This window comes from Wolbachia endosymbiont (group B) of Rhopobota naevana (genome assembly GCF_947250615.1).
In the GTDB taxonomy this organism is placed as follows: domain Bacteria; phylum Pseudomonadota; class Alphaproteobacteria; order Rickettsiales; family Anaplasmataceae; genus Wolbachia.
Genome location: NZ_OX366333.1, coordinates 116,898 through 137,332, shown reverse-complemented (window position 1 = coordinate 137,332; position 20,435 = coordinate 116,898). Strand labels below are relative to the sequence as shown.

The following is a 20,435-nucleotide window of genomic DNA, read 5'->3' as shown; positions in this document are numbered from 1 at the left end:
TGGAAGTGCAGCTATCATCCAAATAACCTTTCATTGTTATGAAAGCAGCCTATTTCTTGTCATCCCAGTGCCCAGATACTGGGATTCAGTTTGTCCATAGTCTCACCAAAAACGTTGTATTTTAGCATAATTTTGTGCTCAATATGCTTATTTGTAGTAAAGATTTCAGCATCAAGTGCTGGCCTGAAGCTTTAGCTATAAATATTAATAAATTTACTAAGTAAAAAAAGGCAAAAGAATCCCTATATAGCGAGTTTTAATAATGTAAATTGATAATGTGCTAACAAGCGTGTTTTGGCTGAAGTAGAAAAAATTTAAAAAACATGTAGCCGCTATAATTTTTATGTAATCTGCCAATAAATATCTGAGTTTTGTTGTTAAACCCGCGGAGATTAAAAATAAGGATAAATACTCTTATTGATATAAGAAGAAAAGTGGGAAGGTTTGTCAAGCCGCTTCTATGCACCTGAGCATTGATCATACGGGTTCCATCTGTTATATATAGTCTTTTGCATACGAAGAAAACTGATGAATGAGTATGATATTACAGTTATAGGCAGCGGTCCTGGTGGTTATATAGCAACAATTAGAGCGGCGCAGCTTGGACTTAAAACTGCAATTGTTGAAAAGGAGGAAAATTTGGGTGGTATATGCTTAAATTGGGGATGTATACCAACAAAATCGCTACTTAGAGCGTCTGAAGTTTATAGATTAATAAGAAGATCAGAAGAATTTGGCATAAAAGTAAAGGATACAAGTTTTGATATACAATCAATAGTGAAATATTCAAGGAACGTTGTTGATAAGCTATCAAGTGGTGTTGAGTATTTGATGAAAAAAAATAACATCAAAGTTCATCAAGGCTTTGGTAAACTTGCAGGTAACTATGTTGTAAAAATTCTTAATGATAAGAAGGAGGAGGAAATTTCTTCTAAGCATATCATTTTAGCAACAGGTGTTAGAGCGCGAAATCTACCTGAAATAGAGGCGGATGGAGATTTAATATGGAATGCGCAGCACGCTATGACTCCAAAGAAGTTACCAAAATCGCTACTAATCATAGGTTCTGGTGCGATAGGAATAGAATTTGCAAGTTTTTATAGTACTTTGGGAGTTGATGTAACAATTATAGAAGTAAAAGACACTATTTTGCCGCTGGAAGATAAAGACATTTCAAATTTAGTACAAGAGATATTTACAAAACAAGGAATAAAAATATATACGAGCAATAGTGTAAAAACTTTCACTAAAAATAAAGACTCTGTTCAAGTGCAGCTAAGTAGTGGTGATAATAAAGAATTCGATAGAGTAATTGTTGCAGTTGGCGTTCAAGCAAACACTGAAAATATAGGTTTAGAAAATACAAAAATTAAGTTGAGTCCTTCTGGTTTCATTGAAACGAATGAGTGGTATGAAACAAGTGAATCAAGTGTGTATGCAATAGGTGATGTAGCTGGTCCCCCATGTTTAGCGCATAAAGCAAGTCATGAAGCTGTAATCTGTGTTGAGAAAATTGCTGGTAAAAATGCTCATAAGTTAAAAAAAGAGTGCATACCAAATTGCACTTACTCTCATCCGCAAGTAGCAAGCGTTGGCCTTACTGAGGAACAGGCAATAAAAAGTGGATACGATATAAAAGTAGGAAAATTTCACTCCAACTTTAATGGTAAATCTATTGCACTAAGTGAAACTGAAGGTTTAGTGAAAACAATTATAGACAAAAAAACAGGCGAACTTCTTGGAGCTCACATGATAGGAGCGGAAGTAACAGAGTTAATTAGCAATTTCGCTCTTGCAAAGCAACTAGAGGGAACAGACTGCGACATAAAATCTACGATTTTTCCTCATCCAACTATTTCGGAAATTATACACGAATCAGTACTTGCTGCAGACGATGAATCGTTAAATAGTTAAGCTAACGATTCATTGTTTTAGAGCTACAATTATCCTGATTAGGCGATTCAATTCTAATAGATTGATTACCAATATCAGATTTTTCTAACTTTTCTTTTAACCCTTCAGCTGCTTCTTTCACTTCAAGCTTTTTTTCCTGATTAAGATCCTCTGGGCTTTTTCTTTTACTGTCTAAACCTTGTTGTCTATCAATATTTTTATTGAGTTGTTCTTGCTGAGGTAGATCAACAACTGAGTTAAAAAGAGCTTTTATTATGTTTTTTAATAAACCTCCGCTTCTGCTTTGCTCTTGAGGCTTGTTTTTCACGTTTTTACTGTTGCTGCTTTCAGGCATTTTTAACTCAACTATCATAAAGCTTAATAAAATTTTACATGTAGATTATTAAAAAATGATTAATAATCTATTATCAAATTGCTATTTACAGATGGATATTATTCTAGCAACAGGCGGTACAGGTGGGCATGTTTTTCCAGCTATAACCTTAGCAAAAGCACTAAAGGTACAAGGGCACAATTGTATATTATTCACTGATCAAAAAACCATCAATATAGAAAGTTATATTTTACCATTGTGCAAGCCAAGTGGCAACAAATTGAAGTTTCTCTTTTTGTTAATGTATAGTTGTGTATTAGCACTGTATCAAACGAGAAAATTAAAACCAAAGCTAATCATTGGTTTTGGTAGCTACGCTTCTTTTCCAACTCTTCTTGCAGCAAAGATTCTTTCTATACCTATAGTTTTACATGAACAAAACACAGTTTTAGGGAGAGTAAATAGATTCTTTTTCAAGAGTGCAAAATTAATTGCAACTAGCTTTCCAGAGACTAAGTATGCAGAAGGTAGTAAATGCGTTTTTACAGGAAATTTTGTCGATATAGAAGCACAAGGCTATTCTAGAGCTGAAACAGTTTTAAACGTGTTAATAATAGCAGGCAGTCAGGGTGCAAATTTTTTTGATGATGTAGTGAGCAGCGTAATTTGTGATCTACCTGTTGAAGTAAAAGAGAGGATTAGAGTAACGCAGCAATGTACGAAGAAAAATATAAACAAGGTCAAGAGTCTATACAAAAGTGAAGGAATTGATTGTGAGTTAAGTGAGTTTTTCGATGATATGGAAAATAAACTGGCCAATGCTCATTTGGTAATTAGCAGAGCGGGGGCAACTTCAATAGCAGAGATTACTCTTGCTGAGCGTCCTGCTGTATATATTCCTTATCCTCACTCAAAAGATAACCATCAATTTTATAATGCAAAACATATTGAAGATTCGGGAGCAGCTGTAATGGTTGAGCAAAATAGTAACGCGAAAAAGAATCTAGGAGAGTTGCTAGTTGATTTATTGCAAAATTGTCAAAAATTGCGTGATATGGCTAATAATACTAAGAAAACAAGAATAAGGAATGGAGTTACTGAATTTATTAAGGCAATAGCTCAAGAACTTAGTTGACGAATTGCTTTTTCTTCAAATGCATCCCATAGTTCTTTTTCTAGTGATTTACTATACAACTTATTGATATAAACTACTCCCGTAGGCGAAGTTGTGTTAATTTCAAGAAGGAAGTCATCTATAATATCAATACCAACAAATATTAGCCCTCTTTTCTTTAGCTCAGGACCGATTTTATTACATATTTCAGTGTCTCTATCATTCATTTCAATAGATTCAAAACTTGCTCCAAGCCTCATATTTGTTCTGATTTCTCCGCTAGACTTTGGAACTCGCTTCATTACTCCTATTGGCTTTCCATCCAGTAGCAGTATTCTTTTATCTGTATTTATCTTTTTACAAAATGCTTGTGCAATTACAGGACATTCATATTTTGCAATCATGAGATCGACTACCACTTGAATGCTATTTTGGTCTTGTATTCTTATTACGTCATTTCCTCCATAGCTATATAGTGGTTTCAAGATGATATCCTGATAGTCGTGACAAAAATTTCTAATCATCGATATATTTTCAGTGATCAAAGTTGGAGGAATTAGCTCTGGAAATAGTGAAGTAATTAATTTTTCAGGACAGTTTCTTATTTCTGTTGGATTATTTATTACTAACGCAGTAGTCTTTTCTAAGATATAGGTTGTTGTAATGTACCGCATATCAAAAGGTGGGTCCTGCCTGATAAGTATGATATCCATTTCATTCAAATCTATAGTTACATCTTCTTTAGAAGTAAAACCAAAATCATCAACGCTGACTTTCTGAGCAAGAGCAATTGACTGATTTAACTTGAGTGCTAGATTATTAGGAACATAGACAAAAATTTCGTGCTTTCTCCTCTGCGCTTCTTTTATTAATGCAAATGTAGTATCAGTTTCAAAATTTATATTTTCATCCATTTGAAAAGCTACTTTCATTTATCCTCCCTTCCTATTACAATATACTATAGTACCATAAAAGTGTTAATAATGGAGCAAAGTATGGAATTAACAGTAGGAAATAATGCACCTGATTTTAGTTTGCCAACAGATTCTGGCGAAATTTTATCGCTGAGTGAATTTTTTGATAAAAAAAATGTAGTCCTTTATTTTTATCCTAAAGACAATACTCCGGGCTGTACAATGGAGGCAAAAGGCTTTAGAGACAAAATAGAAAATTTCTCTTCTCTTGACACAGTGATAATTGGTGTATCAAAAGATAGCGTTAAGTGCCACGCTAACTTCAAAGCAAAATATTCTTTGCCATTTTCTTTAGTTTCTGATGAAAATGCTGAAATGTTGGAAAAATATGGTGTTTGGGTAGAAAAAAGCATGTTTGGCAAAAAGTATATGGGAATAGAGCGCACTACTTTTTTAATAGATAAAAAAGGTAAAGTAGTGAAGATCTGGAAAAACGTAAAAGTTAGTGGACATGTTGATGAGGTTCTAGAAGAAGTAAGGAGAATATAAATTAAAGAATGACTACCCATTGCTATATAAAAAAACTGAAATTATATAACTTTCGTAGTCATTCAAACTTTGAACTGGATTTAGATGATAGACCAGTTGTAGTAACTGGCAAAAATGGTATTGGAAAAACTAATATACTTGAAGCAATCTCATTGCTTGCTAAAAGCAACGGAATGAAAAAAGCAAAAATCAATGAGATGCAAAATAGGCGCAGTAATGAAAGTTGGGTAGTGTATTATGATTTTTTCAATGGAGCAGAGCTTAACTCAATTGGTATAGGAAAGAATCTTAATAAGAAATTAATACAAATTGATGGGAAAACGCAGTCAAGCTACTCATCTTTGTATAGAATATCTAATGTAATATGGCTAATTCCACAAATGGACTATATTCTTCTTAATTCTCCAAGCGACAGGTTAAAATTTTTAGACCGTATAGTTTCACTATTTGAAGAAAATTACACCTATTGCTACATGAAATATAGAAAAGCTAAGCATGAGCGAAGTAAATTGCTTAGAGAGAATATTTTGGACGAAAGTTGGCTCTCTAGTCTTGAAAACGTCATGGCTACCAATGCAATTGATATTTTACGTATGCGATCATCTGTTTTAAAGATATTACAAGACACAATTGATAACCATTCTTGTGAGTTTTTTCCAAAGGCAAGTTTGAAATTTAGCAGTCAGCTAACTTTGAACGATACTGCAGAATATTTTCAGAATCGTCTAAAGGAAAACAGAGAAAAAGACTCATTAACTGGTAGAGTAACCTTTTCTGTACATAATGATAATTTTTGGGTTTTTTGCCAAAAAGGGGACATGCCAATAAATCTTTGTTCTACTGGAGAGCAAAAGCTATTACTGCTTTCTATCATCTTATCTAGTGTAAAAGCAAGGTGTATTCATTACAATAAAGCACCTCTTCTTCTGCTTGACGATATAATGTCGCATCTGGATAAAGATTACAGAAAGGTGTTAATGGAGGAGGTGTTAAGCATTCAATGTCAAACTTGGATAACCGATGTAAATCAAGATAATTTCAATAACTATCTTTGCTCTTTCAAGTTTTTTGAATTATCAAGTAAATAAATTTCAAGCGTGCTGTCATACATCAAGCTCATATTCGGTATGTAAATCTCTAATTAAAGCCTCAGCGTGTTTTTTTTGAACAACTATACTGATCTTGATTTCGGACATTGTGACAGCAAGTATTTCTATCTTTTTTTCGCTTAAAACCTTGAGTGTGCGGTACATCACTTCAGTGTTAGACATAACACCAATACCAATTATTGAAATTTTAGCTATATTATTGTTTACGACATAATTTTCATTTTTGTTCAATAACTTTTTCATTAAATCAACATCAAATTTAGAAATCAAAAAGCTTGACCCATGTATCATGTCAACTTTAACGTTTGCTCCTGCTATATCTCTTAAAGTATCCAGAGTATTTGCAAAGTTAGTAAAAGTTACAAGAGCTTCGTGAGTGCTATAAGTTATTCCAGTAATTAAGTATCTTTCCAGTACATCTTTTTCGTGTAGTACTGTAGTGCCTTCTACTTCCTCAAAAGTGGATAACACCTGCACCTTAATATTATGCTTCATTGCAAGTTGTACTGAACGATTATGCAATATTTTAGCACCAGATGACGACATCTCCAATATTTCATTGTAAGAGATAGATTTAAGCTTGCGTGCCCTTGGAACAATTTTTGGGTCTGCTGTATATATTCCGTCAATATCAGTAAAAATTTCACAAGTCCTAATACCAAAGACTACAGCAAAGGCAATTGCTGAGATATCAGATCCTCCTCTACCAAAAGTAGTGATTCTATCATCGTGTATACCCTGAAAACCAGCAATGATTGCAGCAGTATAACCCTCAGCAAAAGATCTTTTTACATGGTCAATTTTTATCTTTTTTATTTTAGACTCAGAATAAAAATTATCCGTTACAATTGGTAACTGCCAGGCGAGCCATGATTTAGCATTAACTCCGATAGATTGAAGAGTGATAGCTAATAATGCGCAAGAGATCTGTTCTCCTGCTGAAAGGAGAACATCATACTCTGATAACTCTTGTCTACAATTTAAATTTGAAATTTGCCTAGCTTGAAAAGCCATTTGGTCAGTGAATCCTGCAGCAGCAGATACAACAGCGATTACATTACAACCTTTCTCAATATCATTTTTTATCAGGTTTGCAACTCGATTTAAGTCAGTTAGTGAAGTCCCACCAAATTTTTTTATGATTATTTTGTTCATAGTTACAATAAGGTCAATTTTTCACCTTTCTAGAGAGTACAGTTGTTTAATTAAATGTGTTTTTTCTGGTCACTAATTAAAGTGATATAGGGCTATTCATCTTTATCATTACCAAGTTCTTTTAACATACTGTAGTTGCCTTTTCTAAATTTACCTTTTAAAGATGTAACTCCACTTTCGCTAATTCCACTTAAACTTAATGCTGCTCCACCTAGCTGCAATCCAATTTCAGATGTTTCGGGAATAATTTTACTAGCCCCTAGATCTTTATAAACCTCCACATTATTCAAATCTGGCAAACGTATTATAATATTTACATGCGGAAAATTTGCTGCAACTAGAGAAACTATTTTCTTTATAGTAACTTCGTTCTTTATCGAAACCACAAGAGCTTGAGCTCTTTCTATTCCTACTGATTTTAAAATTTCATATCTTGTAGCATCTCCAAGATATATAGGAAAACTGTCATTTTTTCCTTCTTTTACTATTTTTGATTGAATATCTACAATAACATAACTTAAATGCTCTGCAGTAAGCATTTTTGTTACCATATATCCCACTCTACCAAACCCAGCAACTATTACGTGATTATAAAGGTCTTGTGTGTCTGTTTCGATTGCTTCATCGTCTAGTATTATTTTTTCAGTGCTAAATGAATTTGCTATCCAGTCTCCAATTCCCGATAAAAGAGGAGTAAAAGCCATAGTTACTGTAGTTACCATCATAAGCACTTGAGCGATTTCACTTGATAGTACATCTAATTCATCTGCTAAACGGAATAAAATAAATGCAAATTCACCGCCTTGTGCAAGCAGTAATCCAGCTTGTATTGCAGGTGCACTTCTAAATCCAAAAAATCTACACAATGTATATATAATGGACGTCTTTAAAACGATAAGGATAATTGATAATAAAGTAACGAGTGGTAACTTATTGAGTAAAAGGTCAATATCAATAGACATGCCAACAGTCATAAAGAATAAACCAAGAAATAAGTCTTTAAATGGCAATACTGCATGTTCTACCGAATTCCTGTGTTCTGTTTCTGCAACTAGTAACCCAGCAACAAATGCGCCTAATGCCATTGATAAATGAAATTGTTCAGTAATAAATGCTGATCCTAATATTATCAGAAGTGTTGTTGATATAAAGATTTCATTACTCTCCATTTTGGCAATAACCGAAAACAATGGCCTCAGTAATAACCTACCAGTTACAAATATCAACACCAATGCAATAGCTGCTTGCACTAATGAGCCTGCCAACGAGCTTATTAAGCTGTGTTCAGAATTGCCAGTAAGCAGGGGCACTAGTACTATTAGAGGTACCACTGCAAAGTCCTGCATTAGTAGCACTGCTATTGACAATCTACCAACTTGGCTTGCTTGAGAACCCTTTTCTTGCAGAACCTGCAACACTATTGCTGTTGAGGATAGTGCAAGTCCACCACCAATAACTGCTGCCATGTTTGTATTTACTCCAAAGGCAAGAGCAATGCACCATATTGCTATCATGGTAACTATAACTTGAAGGGAACCAAACCCAAACACATGCCTACGCATAGCGATAAGGCGTTCAAATGTCAATTCAAGACCTATAATGAACAATAGGAAAACTACGCCAAACTCTGCAAAGTTATCCATTACTTCAACTGAATGTATCAGATTAAATCCATGAGAACCAATCAATGCACCTGCAACAAAGTAACCAAGTACTGGGCTAATATTCATTTTCCAAAACGCTATGACTATAAACACAGCAGCAGAGAGTAAAATTATAATATCAAACAAATGCTGAGAGCCGCTGTGCATAATATTTAACCTGTAGAATTAGACCATTTTATTGAACAACCAATGCTTGATTTTTGGTCAACTGGAGGATTGCTAGTTTCTGCAATAAATTTCATGGCTTGAAATAAATCACTACTTCCTACTTCGTAATTTTGAACTTTCTCTTTTTTTGTGTTGTTAAAACGCCCGCGATAGCAGAGGGCTAGTTTGGAATTAAAGCCAAAAAAATCAGGGGTACAAACAGCACCATACTCTTTAGCTACTTCTTGGTTATTGTCAATCAAATATGGAAATGTAAACTGATTTTCCTTGGCAAAATTAATCATGTTTTCAAAGGAGTCTTCTGGGTACTCATTTACATCATTTGGCATGATTGCAACGGTGTTTACCTGATAATCTTTTTTCAACAAATTAACATCGCTTACTAGATTGCTAATAATTGATTGAACGTAAGGACAGTGATTGCATATAAACATTACAATGAGACCATTTTCCCCATAGCAGTCACTTAATGTATAATATTTGTTATCCACTCCCAGGAGATTGAAATTCTTTGCAGTAAAGTCTAAATCTATCTTAGGAGTGTCTAGCGTAACCATAGCTCATAGAGAATTGTATACCATAATTTATGATCTTATTGCTTAAATGTCAAATGGTTTCTATGTACACTGCTTGCATTTAGCATTGTAATTATAAAATTTATGTTCATAACCTTCGAAGGAATAGATGGTTCTGGTAAAACAACACAGTCTGAGTTACTTGCAAATTATTTCAAGCAAATTCACGGTGAAAATAATGTCGTATTGACTAGAGAACCAGGTGGTACTGATTTTGCAGAAAAAATAAGAGGATTACTACTTAAGGATAATATTGATCCTATTTCTGAACTCTTGCTGCTTATCTCGATGAGGCACGAACATATGAAAAAATTAATATTGCCAGCTCTTAAAGAGGGAAAGACAGTTATTTGTGATCGATTTATCGATTCAACTATTGCGTATCAAGGGTATGGACTAGGTGTTGACTTGAGTCTAATAAGAGACTTACACAAATTAGTGGAAATTAAATATCCAGATATCACATTTATTTTAGATATTGATGTTCAAGTTGGACTCAGCAGAGCAAAGGATAAAAATAAGTATGAAGAAATGAGCATTGATTTCTATCATAAAATTCGAAAAGGATTTCAAGAAATAGCTATAAAAGAATCTAATAGATGTAATGTTATTACTGGAATTGAAAAAAAAAGTGATAATCATGTACACAATGAAATTATTGATATTGCAAAGACTTAGCTATACGTATTGAACTTTTGCTAACCTAAACAGTTACTGCATTAACCTGTGGTAAAAAATTATCAATTTTAGGTGACGTTATTTCATACGAAAGACTCTCTTTTTGATTAGCTAAAAAACTTTGTATTTCATTTTTAGGTTTTTCACTTATTGTTCTATATATTCTTGCGCGATTAATTAGCTCATTTCTACTATTCTTATTGCTTACTTCAGTTATGGTAAAAAATTGATCAAAGTGATTTAACAGATCCTCGTCTTTTATCGAGGATGCAACGCTATCAATTTCTCTTACATATAAAGCAAGTTTGTGCGCTTTGATACGATCCTCAAAACAAAGATTAATCAGTATGTTACAAAACTTATTTTTTGTGATATCTCTTGTTTTTGCTAGCAAAGATTCGATCTCGTCTTGGCAACGCACTCTCTTAACTGACTCAGCAGATACCTAGAACATTTTCTACTACAGATTTTTTCTCACAACCAAAAAGAAACGTATAATATCCCATAGACAGAGTCAAGAGAAGGAATATAGCTGGAAGCAAGAATGGAGCAAGTACATTTTGCGATCCAGGAAAGATAAACCAGATAGCAGTTGCTGCTGATACAGCTAAAAATAACCCTGACATAACGAGTTTTATTTTTCTTCTGTATCCGTTATCAATAACCGTATTTACGCCAATAAAAGCCACATCAACCATTGCTCATACCTCACTAAAAGTAATATTAGCTTAATAATAGCATTGTTGTGATAAGAAATCAATATTATGAATATTTTAATTAATTTATAAAATCATCCAACCAAATAGAAAAAAGGCAAAAGAAGTCCCGAATAGCGAGTTTTAATAATTTAAATTGATAATGTACTAACAAGCGTGATTTGGCTAAATGTAGAAAAAATAAAAAAGACATGCAGCCACTATAATTTAATGTAATTCACCAATAAATACCTTAAGTTTTTTACTGAATGTTGCGATTGAGCCTACAGGTCAAAAACAAGCTTTGAGTCAGAAATACCATTGCTATTATAATAAGAGAAATCGCGATGTTTGTACAATTGAAAGATGGTTGCGGGAGTAGGATTTGAACCTACGACCTTCAGGTTATGAGCCTGACGAGCTACCGAGCTGCTCCATCCCGCGTCGTTGCTTATTTATTATTATATGCGTAATAATAATAAATAAAAGAATAAAATCACACTATTACATATATTTATATATCTATTAACCTTTCTTAACATGATAGTAAATTATATACATAACAATCTGTGCAATGAAAAATATAACTTGATATTGTGGTTCCCTGTTTTTCAGTGTGCAGGAATTTTAACCTATTTCTCATTAAATTTTGAACCAAGCTGTGCTTTCACTATATCTATTTTTCTCTTGCTTTCACCTATACTAATTCTGATTGCAATATTATACAGGAAATACGCAATATTATGCATTTCTTTAATTGCAGTGCTCATAGGATTTACAGCCAGCAAATTCAGAACAGATTCAGTTAATACTCACATTCTTGATAAGGAAAGGTATGTGAAAGATATTGTTGCTACAGTGAAGGATATTAACGATAGGGGCTCATATAAACAATTTTTGCTTTATGAAATAAAAAACACGAAGTTCAAGCTGGATAACATCAGAATATCAGTTAAAACCAAAGCGGAAGAAGGCATTAAAATAGGGGATCAAGTAAAATTATCAGCAAAACTCTTTCCTCCAAAAATTGCGCCTTCGGAATATGCATATGATTTTGCAAGAATAGCATATTATCAGAAAATAAGTGCAACAGGCTTTGCAACAAGCAAAATAGTCCTGTACAAAAAGGCTGAAGCAAGAAAATTTCAAGAGTATATAGAATCTTTCCGTCAATATATCTATGAAAACCTACAGCAAAATACCAAAAAGCCACACGCGGACATAATCTCTGCATTATTAATTGGCAAAAAAGACGGGATAGATCAAAAAACTATGAATGCGATACGAGATTCAGGTATAGCACATTTATTCGCTATATCTGGTTTACATTTATCGTTTGTTGCTGGTCTATTTTTTATAGTATTCCGTAATTTATTTGCAATATCTGAAACTTTGACTCTTAAATATAACACTAAAAAAATATCTGCATTCTTTACTATCTTGCCAACTACCTTTTATTTGTTGATTACCGGTATGCAAATTTCTGCTCAGCGTGCCTACATCATGGTGATCTTGGTACTTGTTGCAATAATCATAGAAAGGAAATATCGAGGATTAATAGCAATTGCGTTTGCTGCTTCGGTGATACTCATAGTGGAGCCAGAAGCAATCTTAAAGCCAGGTTTTCAAATGTCATTTTCTGCTGTTTTGGCACTAGTTGCCAGCTATCAGATCAATGCTAATAAGTTATTCAAAATAAAAATAATAAAATATTTTGTGTCGATAATGATCAGCTCAATAATAGCAAGTTTAGCAACTGTTCCGTATACAATATACAATTTTAACTATTTTTCAATCAGTGGCATTATCACAAATTTGATTGCTATACCAATAGTTACACTCATTATTATTCCACTTGGAATAATATATGTTTTATTGATTCCTTTAGGTACTCAGTGGATTATAACGCCTCTCATGGAACGCCCAATTGACAGCGTTTTATATATAACAAACGCAATTGCCAGTCTTCAGTATTTGGTTATTCCTATTCGCACTTTTCCTGCCTCATTAATTATTATAATAACGCTTGGGCTATTATGGTTATGCTTGTGGGAAAGGAATTGGCGTTTCTTTGGAATTTTCTTTATTGTGCTAGGTATTTTCTCTAGCGCTATGTATACAACTCCTGACATTCTAGTCAGTGCTGATAATCTTGCTGTAAAAGAAGATGACAATTTACTATATTCCCTTACTAGAAAAAACAGAAATTTTGTTGTCAAAACGTGGGCAAAGCAAAACGGGCAGAATCAAATTGTGAATCATACTAAATTCAGTAATTCAAACAAAAGGCTAAAATGTAATGATTATGACTGTACATATAATAAAGGAAATAATAAGTCAGTGTTGCTAGCTCATAAAAGAGAAGATATTTTAGAAAATTGTAACAATGTCGATCTAGTAATTCAGTTAAGCAAGTTTAACTATCCAGCTTGCAATACTAAAATCATCAAATACTCTGACTTAGAGGCATATGGCACACACTCTGTTTGGCTAGCAAATAGTGGCATAAAGGTTAGCAAAGTCCGTTCTAATCGTCCTTGGCATAAGCCAAAAACTTGTTTTTAAAGTATCATTTATATATAATTACTTAATTAGGATGCAAGGAAATTTATGCCTTTAGATACAACAAATCCTTTCAATGTTAAAGTAGATCATAATTTTGCCAAAATAGATGATGCTATTGGTTTTTTTCCTAGGTTATGGCGTGCAACAAAGAAATATTCTGTAAGTAACACTCTACCCATAGCGATTGTAAATATTTGGCTTCAATTTTCTTTGGCTTATGTAGCTGCAATAATAATAACCCATAATGATCTAAGGTTTATTACAGATATTTTTAACCCAACATTCATGCCAATTTACACTTTGGTTTCTATTATTCTTTTAACAACTTTTGTAGCCTCTTCTGCTATGAGATATATGCATAAGCAGGAGATAAAAGAAGGAGAAAAGTTGATAGAGGAATTAATAAATAATAAAATTAGAGGTGGCAAAGACAACGAGATGAGTGAAATTGCTGAAAATGCTCTGAAAATAGAGATAAAACCAAATTTAAGTCTTATAGATTCCAAAAAAGCAAACTTTTCAATAGTTTTGCCAATTTCTGAAAATCAGAAAAAAATATTAGATAATCAAATACAAGAGAATAAAAATAAGGCCATTTTTCTTACCATACCATATGTAATTAGTGCTGTAATTATAGTTGGTGCGTTAATACAAAATAGATTGAGCTTTGCCAATATTCAGGCTTTGGAATGGGTTCCAGTTGTACTGGCTAGTATCATTGCTATCGTTGGAATATGTATAACATTCAGCAAGCTAAAAACCAATGAGATAAACAATAATCATAATATTGTTAAAAAATTTAATAATTTAGATATTCTCTTTCCATGCAGAAGAGGTGGTTTTGTATCGGTAATGGAAAAAAAGACAAAAGATGAGGAAGAAAATGATCCAATATCTCGATTAATAAAATTACTAGATAAGCACTTGACTAATTTTACAGATAAAATTGTTGACTCATTTGATAAGCGTTTAGATGAAGCTAAAGATCTACTTGATAGCAAACTTCTAAAACCTGCAAATGATGAAATTCAAGAAACACTTGTTCATCTACAAGGAATTAGAGGAGACATCAAAAAAGATTTAGATAAGTTGCGTAAGGAAATGATGGTCATTTTAAGCGAAGCTAAAGAGCTGGCAAAAAGAACAAATTCACTAAAAATTGAAAGCATTTTTTCTAGTTTAGAGAATACTATTAAAATCGCTGAAGATAAGGTTGAGCGATTTGAACCAAGCAGATTAGTTGGCTTTTTTCAATCTGGAGAAAGAACAATTAGCGATGATCGTGAGTTCATAGATACATTGGAAAAACAAAAAGAAGAAGCGGAAAAGATAAAGAACGAATTAGAAGAAGAACTAAAAAAAGTAAAAGATGAGCTAGCAGAATTAAAGAATAAACAGACTCAATCAAATGAACCTAATAGCAGTGAAGGCAGTATTACTGCTACTTCTCTTGAAAAACAGCGAGATGAAGAGAAAAAAGCAATAGAAAAACATAGATTATTAAAATCAAAAAAAAGGATGAAAGAGCTGGAGCAAGAAAATGCAAAATTGGAAAAAGAATTATCTGAACAAGAAAAAATGGATGAATGGAGAAAAAAAGTTAACGGCAAAGCAAGTGACTTTCTATATTATTTATTAGAGTCTATTAAGCTAGAAGAAAAAGATAAAAAAGAAGAAAAGAGGGAGTTAACGCTACGGGATTTTGATAATAAAATAATAATTTACTGGAAAGATGGCTCTCAAACAATTTGCCATATTAAAAAACAAGACGGCCTTCAAATTCAACCTAGTACAAAAGTTGATTTTGTGAATCCAGATGTTCATGCAGCATTCAAAGTAGCTTGCGCAGGGTAGTGACCATAGATATAACCTTAAATGTTAATAGTGACGAAAAAAAATTAAGGCTAGATACTTACATAGCTAAAAAGTGTAACATATCACGCAGTAAAGCACAAAGATTGATACAAGATGAGCGGGTAACATTACTTGGCACGCCGATAATTAATAATGACCACATAGTAAAACCAGGTGAAGAGTATATAGTACATCTCGTTCAACCTGACATATCCACATCAATTGAACCTAACTATAATATAAAGCTTGATATCATCTACGAAGATGGGGACATTATAGTTCTGAGTAAACAAAGTAGATTAACAGTACACCCAGGTGCTGGAACAAACAATGATACACTCCTGAATGCAGTGATCGCTCACCTTGGCAAAATTCCATATATAAATACAAGACCAGGAATTGTTCACAGGCTTGATAAAGATACTAGTGGACTCATGGTAATTGCAAAAAATGAACAATCCCACAGCTTCTTGTCTGAACTGCTATCAAATCGTAAAATAAAACGGGAATACTTAGCAGTAATTTGGGGAGCATTACCTAATCTGCAAGGAACAGTAAAAACCCATATTGCTCCAAAACGCAGTAATAAAGAAATGATGTGTGTCACAAAAACAGCAGGTAAATTAGCAATCACTCATTATTCAGTGAAGAAAATTATAGGGCAAGCAAGCCTGGTTAAATGTACTTTAGAGACAGGCAGAACACACCAAATTCGAGTACACATGAGCCACATAGGACATTCTGTAGTTGGTGATCAAGTTTACGGAAAAAATAGTAGTAAAAGTGAAAAACATGCTAAAAACTCTGACTTTATCCGTAATTTCAATAGACAGGCACTACATGCTCACACGCTAGGCTTATATCATCCAAAAAGTAAAGAATATATAGAATTTGTTTCTGATTTACCACAAGACATGCAAGTCTTAATCGGTGAATTTGAAAATATATCTTAACAACATTCATATCAATATTATCATCCATGTTATCAAGAAGTTAATTAATGAGAGAAAAACTGCTGCACTACCTAGATCTTTCACTTTTTTTGAAAGTATATGTTGTTCACTGGAAATACGCTCAATTATTGTTTCAAAAGCAGTGTTAATAATTTCTACAATTAACACCAAAAATAGGCTACTTACCATTACTGCACGTTCTAAATTACTTACATCTAAAACAAACAAAGTTGAAACACATATTATAAAAAGCAGTAACTCCTGTCTGAACGCAACTTCTGATACAAAAGCTGATTTTATTCCTTCACAGGAGTATTGAATTGCTTTTATTAGACGAGTAATGCTTTTCTTCATTATCAATTTTGGAAACTCAATGAATTACACTTATTGCACTCAGGTAAAAAATGCATGAAAACACCTTTCAGTCGTGATCACTTACAAAGATTTTTAAGTTAAAGTCTAGCATATTGTTTGAATCAAGAAAATTAGTACAAAGCCTTTCAACAAACGCTCAAGGCAGTTATATATTGATACTGACACAAAAATCCTTTAATTAAATTTCTCTCTCCTTAGCTTACACGATCCTCATTTTGAAATAAGTAATAATTTATTATAGTCTTGATATTTAAATATTTTGTATCTGCTGTAATGATTTCACTTCCAATTTGCTATTCTTTACATATTGAATTGCAAGCGCTAACGCTTTACTCCCAGAAGCTGTGGTGCTATAAGCTATATTTTGCAAAATAGCAGTTCTCCTGATATCTTTGCTATCTGAGACTGATTTCACACCTTTTGAAGTATTGATTACTAGATTTATTTTTCCATCTTTGAGCATATCAACTATGTGGGGTCTGCCTTCTCTCACTTTATTTACAGCTTTTGCAGCAATGCCGTTATTGTTCAGATGCAAAGCTGTGCCTTTGGTGGCATATATTTCAAAACTCAGTTCTTTCAACATTCGTACAACAGGCAATATATACTCTTTATCATCATCTTTTACTGAAACCAGAGCTGTTCCTTCTGTTGGTAACTTGTATCCTGCAGCCATGTGCACTTTTGCAAGTGCAGCTCCGAAAGATAAGTCAATTCCCATCACTTCTCCTGTTGATTTCATTTCAGGACCAAGTAAAGTGTCAATTCCCGAAAAACGCGTAAATGGAAAAACAGCAGCTTTAACTGCAAAATGATTGAAAGGCTTGTTTTCCTGATTCAATTTTTTACCCAAAATAACCTGAGTGGCAAGCTTTGCAATAGGAATATTGATTACTTTGGAAATAAAAGGAACTGTACGGCTAGCCCTTAAATTCACTTCAAGTATGTATACATCACTCTCTTGAACAGCAAACTGAATGTTTATCAGACCTTTCACTTTTAATGCTAATGCTATTCTCTCAGTTTGGAGCTCGATCTCTTTTATTACTTCGTCACTCAATGTATTTGTCGGTATTGAACATGTTGAATCGCCAGAGTGGATACCAGCTTCTTCAATATGCTCCATAACCGCTGCAATGAAAACTCTTTCCCCATCACATACAGCATCAACGTCAACCTCAACTGCATTGACTAAAAATTTATCAAGAAGCAGCGAACCATGCTCAAAGATTTTAGTGTGATTCAGGACGTACTCTTTGAAGCTATCAATATCATGCAAAATTGACATAGACTGACCACCAAGGACATAGGATGGCCTCACTACTAATGGAAACCCCACCTTTTCTGCGTTGATTAACGCTTCTTCCACTGAATGACAGATAGAATTTTCAGGTTGTTTTAAATTAAGTTGCAAAGCAAGATTTTTAAATCTCATGCGATCTTCTGCAAGGTCAATAGAATCAAAAGATGTACCCAAGATATTAAAACCTCTTTCGTTCAGCACTTTGGCTAATTTTAAAGGCGTTTGACCACCTATTTGAACTATTACACCAACTAGTGTGCCATTTTCTTGCTCTTTACTTAGTATTTCAAGCACATCCTCTGCAATGAGTGGTGCAAAATATAAACGATCAGCGGTATCATAATCAGTTGAAACGGTTTCGGGATTGCAGTTAATCATTATTGTTTCGTATCCCATTTCTTTGGTGGCAGAAACTGCATGAACGCATGCATAATCAAACTCAATACCTTGACCAATGCGATTTGGACCACTTCCTAAAATGACAACCTTTTCTCGGTCAGAAATGTCCGCTTCGCATTCTGTCCTGTTTGTAATGTCTCCCTCATAACATCCATACATATAAGCAGTGCTCGATTCAAATTCAGCTGCACAGGTATCTACACGTTTATAAACTGGATTAACACCAAATTTTTTCCTCATTGCTTCAATTTGCTCTGATGTCATTCCAGTGCGTGACACTGGAATCCACCTATTTTTTTCTTGGATCCCAGCTGGGATGACAGAGGTAGGTCTATTACTTAACTTTGCGAGCCTTGCATCTGAGAAGCCCATTTTTTTCAGCTCTAATATTTCATATGCAGTTTCAGGAAGGCCGTTTTCCTTGATTTTTTGTTCAGCTAATATAATTTGCTGTATATTTTGCAAAAACCATAAATCATAACCTGTAATCGAATTTATTTCTTCTATGCTAATTCCGTGGCGCATTGCGTCAGCAGCAATCAGTAATCTGTTTGGCAGCAATTTTGCTAACTGAGATTTAATATCTGTGTCTTCAGAAAACACTTCATCAAGTCCCGTGAGCCCTGTTTCAAGTGAGCGAAAAGCTTTCTGCAGTGACTCATTAAAAGTACGGCCGATTGACATCACTTCTCCCACTGATTTCATGGAGGTTGATAATTCACAATTTGTCCCCTTAAATTTCTCAAACTCAAATCGAGGAATTTTAGTGACGATATAATCAATCACTGGTTCGAATGCTGCTGGTATTATTGGAGCACAGTCGTTACGTATTTCATCGAGCGAATAGCCAATAGCAAGTTTAGTGACAACTTTTGCAATAGGATAGCCTGTTGCTTTTGAGGCAAGTGCAGAAGAGCGAGAAACCCTTGGATTCATTTCAATTACAACGAGGCTTCCATCTTCTTTAGGATTCACTGCAAACTGAACATTTGCACCACCGGCACTAACATCAATTTCCCTCAGCACTGCTATAGATGCATTTCTCATTTGTTGATATTCAGCATCACGCAGAGTCAAAGCAGGAGCAACTGTGATACTATCTCCGGTGTGCACTCCCATTGGATCAACATTTTCTATTGAACACACTATTATACAGTTATCCTTGCAGTCACGGATAACTTCCATTTCATATTCCTTCCAGCCGATAATTGATTCATCTATCTGAACTTCATTTATTGGTGAAATTTTTAGAGCACTTTCTGTGATATTGAAAAACTCCTCTTTATTGTATGCTATGCCACTACCTGCGCCACCAAGAGTGAATGATGAACGGATGATTGCTGGTAATCCAATGTAATCCAAAGCCTTTTTTATTTGTTCTTGATTTTTTATAATGATACTTTTGGGGTATTTTAGCCCTATTTTATCCATGGATTGGCGAAATAATTCTCTATCTTCCGCTTTTTTTATTGCTTCTCTATTTACCCCTATTAATTCTACGTTGTATTTGTCTAACACTCCATCATCTGCAAGTTTTATTGCACAATTAAGTGCTGTTTGCCCTCCCATTGTTGGTAATATTGCGTCTGGCCTCTCCTTAATTATAATTTTTTCTATGATTTCAGGTAGTACCGGCTCAATATAAGTTGCATCAGAGAATTCAGGATCTGTCATTATAGTTGCGGGGTTGGAGTTAACCAAAATGACTTTATAACCTTCACTTTTTAATACTTTACAGCTTTGCGTTCCAGAATAATCAAACTCGCATGCCTGACCTATAACTATTGGGCCTGCTCCTATTACTAATATAGATTCTATATCTGTGCGTTTTGGCATAATTACAATAACGATCTCTATTCAAGTAATGTTACCAATCTTTCCTGTATATGTGAATTTTTATTAAACCTATTAGCTAACTACTTTTAGGCTTGACGCATAACTGTACGAACATTGCAATTTGCGTGGCAGATTCCAGTGCTTGACACACAGCTGTACAAACATTCATTTTTGAAGGTAAATTGCACAGCAAATGATGTCATTCAAGTAGCTGACACTGGTTCCTTTATGACGGCAGTGCCCAGAGGTGTCATCCCAGTATGGGATCCAGAAAACTTAACTTTAAATAAGTGGCCGCACAA

At 33.9% G+C, this 20,435-nt stretch carries 17 protein-coding genes and 1 tRNA gene; 8 read left to right on the top strand and 10 right to left on the bottom strand.

Annotated elements, in window-relative coordinates:
• The first annotated feature begins 528 nt into the window (after positions 1–528).
• A complete protein-coding gene (gene lpdA / locus OOL01_RS00735) occupies positions 529–1,914 on the top strand; it encodes a dihydrolipoyl dehydrogenase (RefSeq protein WP_264686888.1) in 1,386 nt (461 codons plus the stop codon).
• A 1-nt stretch (position 1,915) separates the two neighbouring features.
• On the opposite strand, the gene OOL01_RS00730 is transcribed toward lpdA, so the two are convergent.
• Entirely contained in the window at positions 1,916–2,266 is a 351-nt protein-coding gene (locus OOL01_RS00730) for a hypothetical protein (RefSeq protein ID WP_264686887.1), read from the bottom strand.
• 73 nt (positions 2,267–2,339) lie between these two features.
• Between OOL01_RS00730 and OOL01_RS00725 the strand changes: the two genes are divergently transcribed.
• Complete coding sequence (locus OOL01_RS00725; protein ID WP_264687273.1) at positions 2,340–3,362, top strand: UDP-N-acetylglucosamine--N-acetylmuramyl-(pentapeptide) pyrophosphoryl-undecaprenol N-acetylglucosamine transferase; 1,023 nt, start codon at positions 2,340–2,342, stop codon at positions 3,360–3,362.
• Here OOL01_RS00725 and gshB read toward each other — a convergent pair.
• Positions 3,347–4,273, bottom strand: coding sequence for a glutathione synthase (gshB, locus tag OOL01_RS00720; RefSeq protein ID WP_264686172.1), 927 nt, complete (start codon positions 4,271–4,273; stop codon positions 3,347–3,349). The genes OOL01_RS00725 and gshB overlap by 16 nt on opposite strands.
• Before the next feature lie 63 nt (positions 4,274–4,336).
• Between gshB and bcp the strand changes: the two genes are divergently transcribed.
• Entirely contained in the window at positions 4,337–4,804 is a 468-nt protein-coding gene (gene bcp, locus OOL01_RS00715) for a thioredoxin-dependent thiol peroxidase (protein ID WP_264686886.1), read from the top strand.
• Positions 4,805–4,812: 8 nt separating this feature from the next.
• Complete coding sequence (gene recF, locus OOL01_RS00710) at positions 4,813–5,892, top strand: DNA replication/repair protein RecF (protein WP_007302298.1); 1,080 nt, start codon at positions 4,813–4,815, stop codon at positions 5,890–5,892.
• A 15-nt stretch (positions 5,893–5,907) separates the two neighbouring features.
• Here recF and OOL01_RS00705 read toward each other — a convergent pair whose 3' ends face one another.
• From OOL01_RS00705 to OOL01_RS00695, 3 genes are all read right to left on the bottom strand, one after another.
• On the bottom strand, positions 5,908–7,068 hold the full coding sequence (locus OOL01_RS00705) for an aspartate kinase (RefSeq protein WP_264686885.1): 1,161 nt from the start codon (positions 7,066–7,068) through the stop codon (positions 5,908–5,910).
• 92 nt (positions 7,069–7,160) lie between these two features.
• Entirely contained in the window at positions 7,161–8,879 is a 1,719-nt protein-coding gene (locus tag OOL01_RS00700; protein ID WP_264336465.1) for a monovalent cation:proton antiporter-2 (CPA2) family protein, read from the bottom strand.
• A 5-nt stretch (positions 8,880–8,884) separates the two neighbouring features.
• Entirely contained in the window at positions 8,885–9,457 is a 573-nt protein-coding gene (locus OOL01_RS00695; RefSeq protein ID WP_064085908.1) for a thioredoxin family protein, read from the bottom strand.
• 102 nt (positions 9,458–9,559) lie between these two features.
• On the opposite strand from OOL01_RS00695, the gene tmk reads away from it, so the two are divergent.
• Positions 9,560–10,153, top strand: a complete 594-nt coding sequence (tmk, locus tag OOL01_RS00690) for a dTMP kinase (protein ID WP_010403811.1) — start codon at positions 9,560–9,562, stop codon at positions 10,151–10,153.
• Between the two features lie 25 nt (positions 10,154–10,178).
• On the opposite strand, the gene OOL01_RS00685 is transcribed toward tmk, so the two are convergent.
• The 3 genes from OOL01_RS00685 to OOL01_RS00675 all read right to left on the bottom strand — a co-directional run bounded on the left by OOL01_RS00685 (position 10,179) and on the right by OOL01_RS00675 (position 11,292).
• On the bottom strand, positions 10,179–10,574 hold the full coding sequence (locus tag OOL01_RS00685) for a hypothetical protein (protein WP_264686884.1): 396 nt from the start codon (positions 10,572–10,574) through the stop codon (positions 10,179–10,181).
• Between the two features lie 13 nt (positions 10,575–10,587).
• Positions 10,588–10,851 carry a hypothetical protein gene (locus tag OOL01_RS00680; RefSeq protein ID WP_264375198.1) on the bottom strand — a complete coding sequence of 88 codons (264 nt, stop codon included), beginning with the start codon at positions 10,849–10,851 and terminating at the stop codon, positions 10,588–10,590.
• Between the two features lie 364 nt (positions 10,852–11,215).
• Positions 11,216–11,292 (bottom strand) — tRNA-Met (locus OOL01_RS00675).
• 96 nt (positions 11,293–11,388) lie between these two features.
• On the opposite strand from OOL01_RS00675, the gene OOL01_RS00670 reads away from it, so the two are divergent.
• Genes OOL01_RS00670 through OOL01_RS00660 form a run of 3 tightly spaced genes read left to right on the top strand, consistent with a single transcriptional unit; the run spans position 11,389 to position 16,220 of the window.
• Positions 11,389–13,413 (top strand): ComEC/Rec2 family competence protein, encoded by a 2,025-nt coding sequence (locus tag OOL01_RS00670; protein ID WP_064085515.1) that lies wholly within the window; start codon positions 11,389–11,391, stop codon positions 13,411–13,413.
• 45 nt (positions 13,414–13,458) lie between these two features.
• Positions 13,459–15,267 carry a coiled-coil domain-containing protein gene (locus OOL01_RS00665; protein ID WP_264682486.1) on the top strand — a complete coding sequence of 603 codons (1,809 nt, stop codon included), beginning with the start codon at positions 13,459–13,461 and terminating at the stop codon, positions 15,265–15,267.
• Positions 15,267–16,220, top strand: coding sequence for an RluA family pseudouridine synthase (locus tag OOL01_RS00660; protein WP_395460862.1), 954 nt, complete (start codon positions 15,267–15,269; stop codon positions 16,218–16,220). Before OOL01_RS00665 ends, OOL01_RS00660 begins: the two co-directional genes overlap by 1 nt.
• Positions 16,221–16,226: 6 nt before the next feature.
• Here the strand turns inward: OOL01_RS00660 and OOL01_RS00655 are convergent, their stop codons facing one another.
• Positions 16,227–16,574 (bottom strand): diacylglycerol kinase, encoded by a 348-nt coding sequence (locus tag OOL01_RS00655; protein WP_064085518.1) that lies wholly within the window; start codon positions 16,572–16,574, stop codon positions 16,227–16,229.
• A gap of 271 nt (positions 16,575–16,845) precedes the next feature.
• The gene (gene carB, locus OOL01_RS00650; RefSeq protein ID WP_264686883.1) at positions 16,846–20,133 is read right to left on the bottom strand and encodes a carbamoyl-phosphate synthase large subunit; all 3,288 of its coding nucleotides are present in this window, start codon (positions 20,131–20,133) and stop codon (positions 16,846–16,848) included.
• Positions 20,134–20,435: the final 302 nt, after the last annotated feature.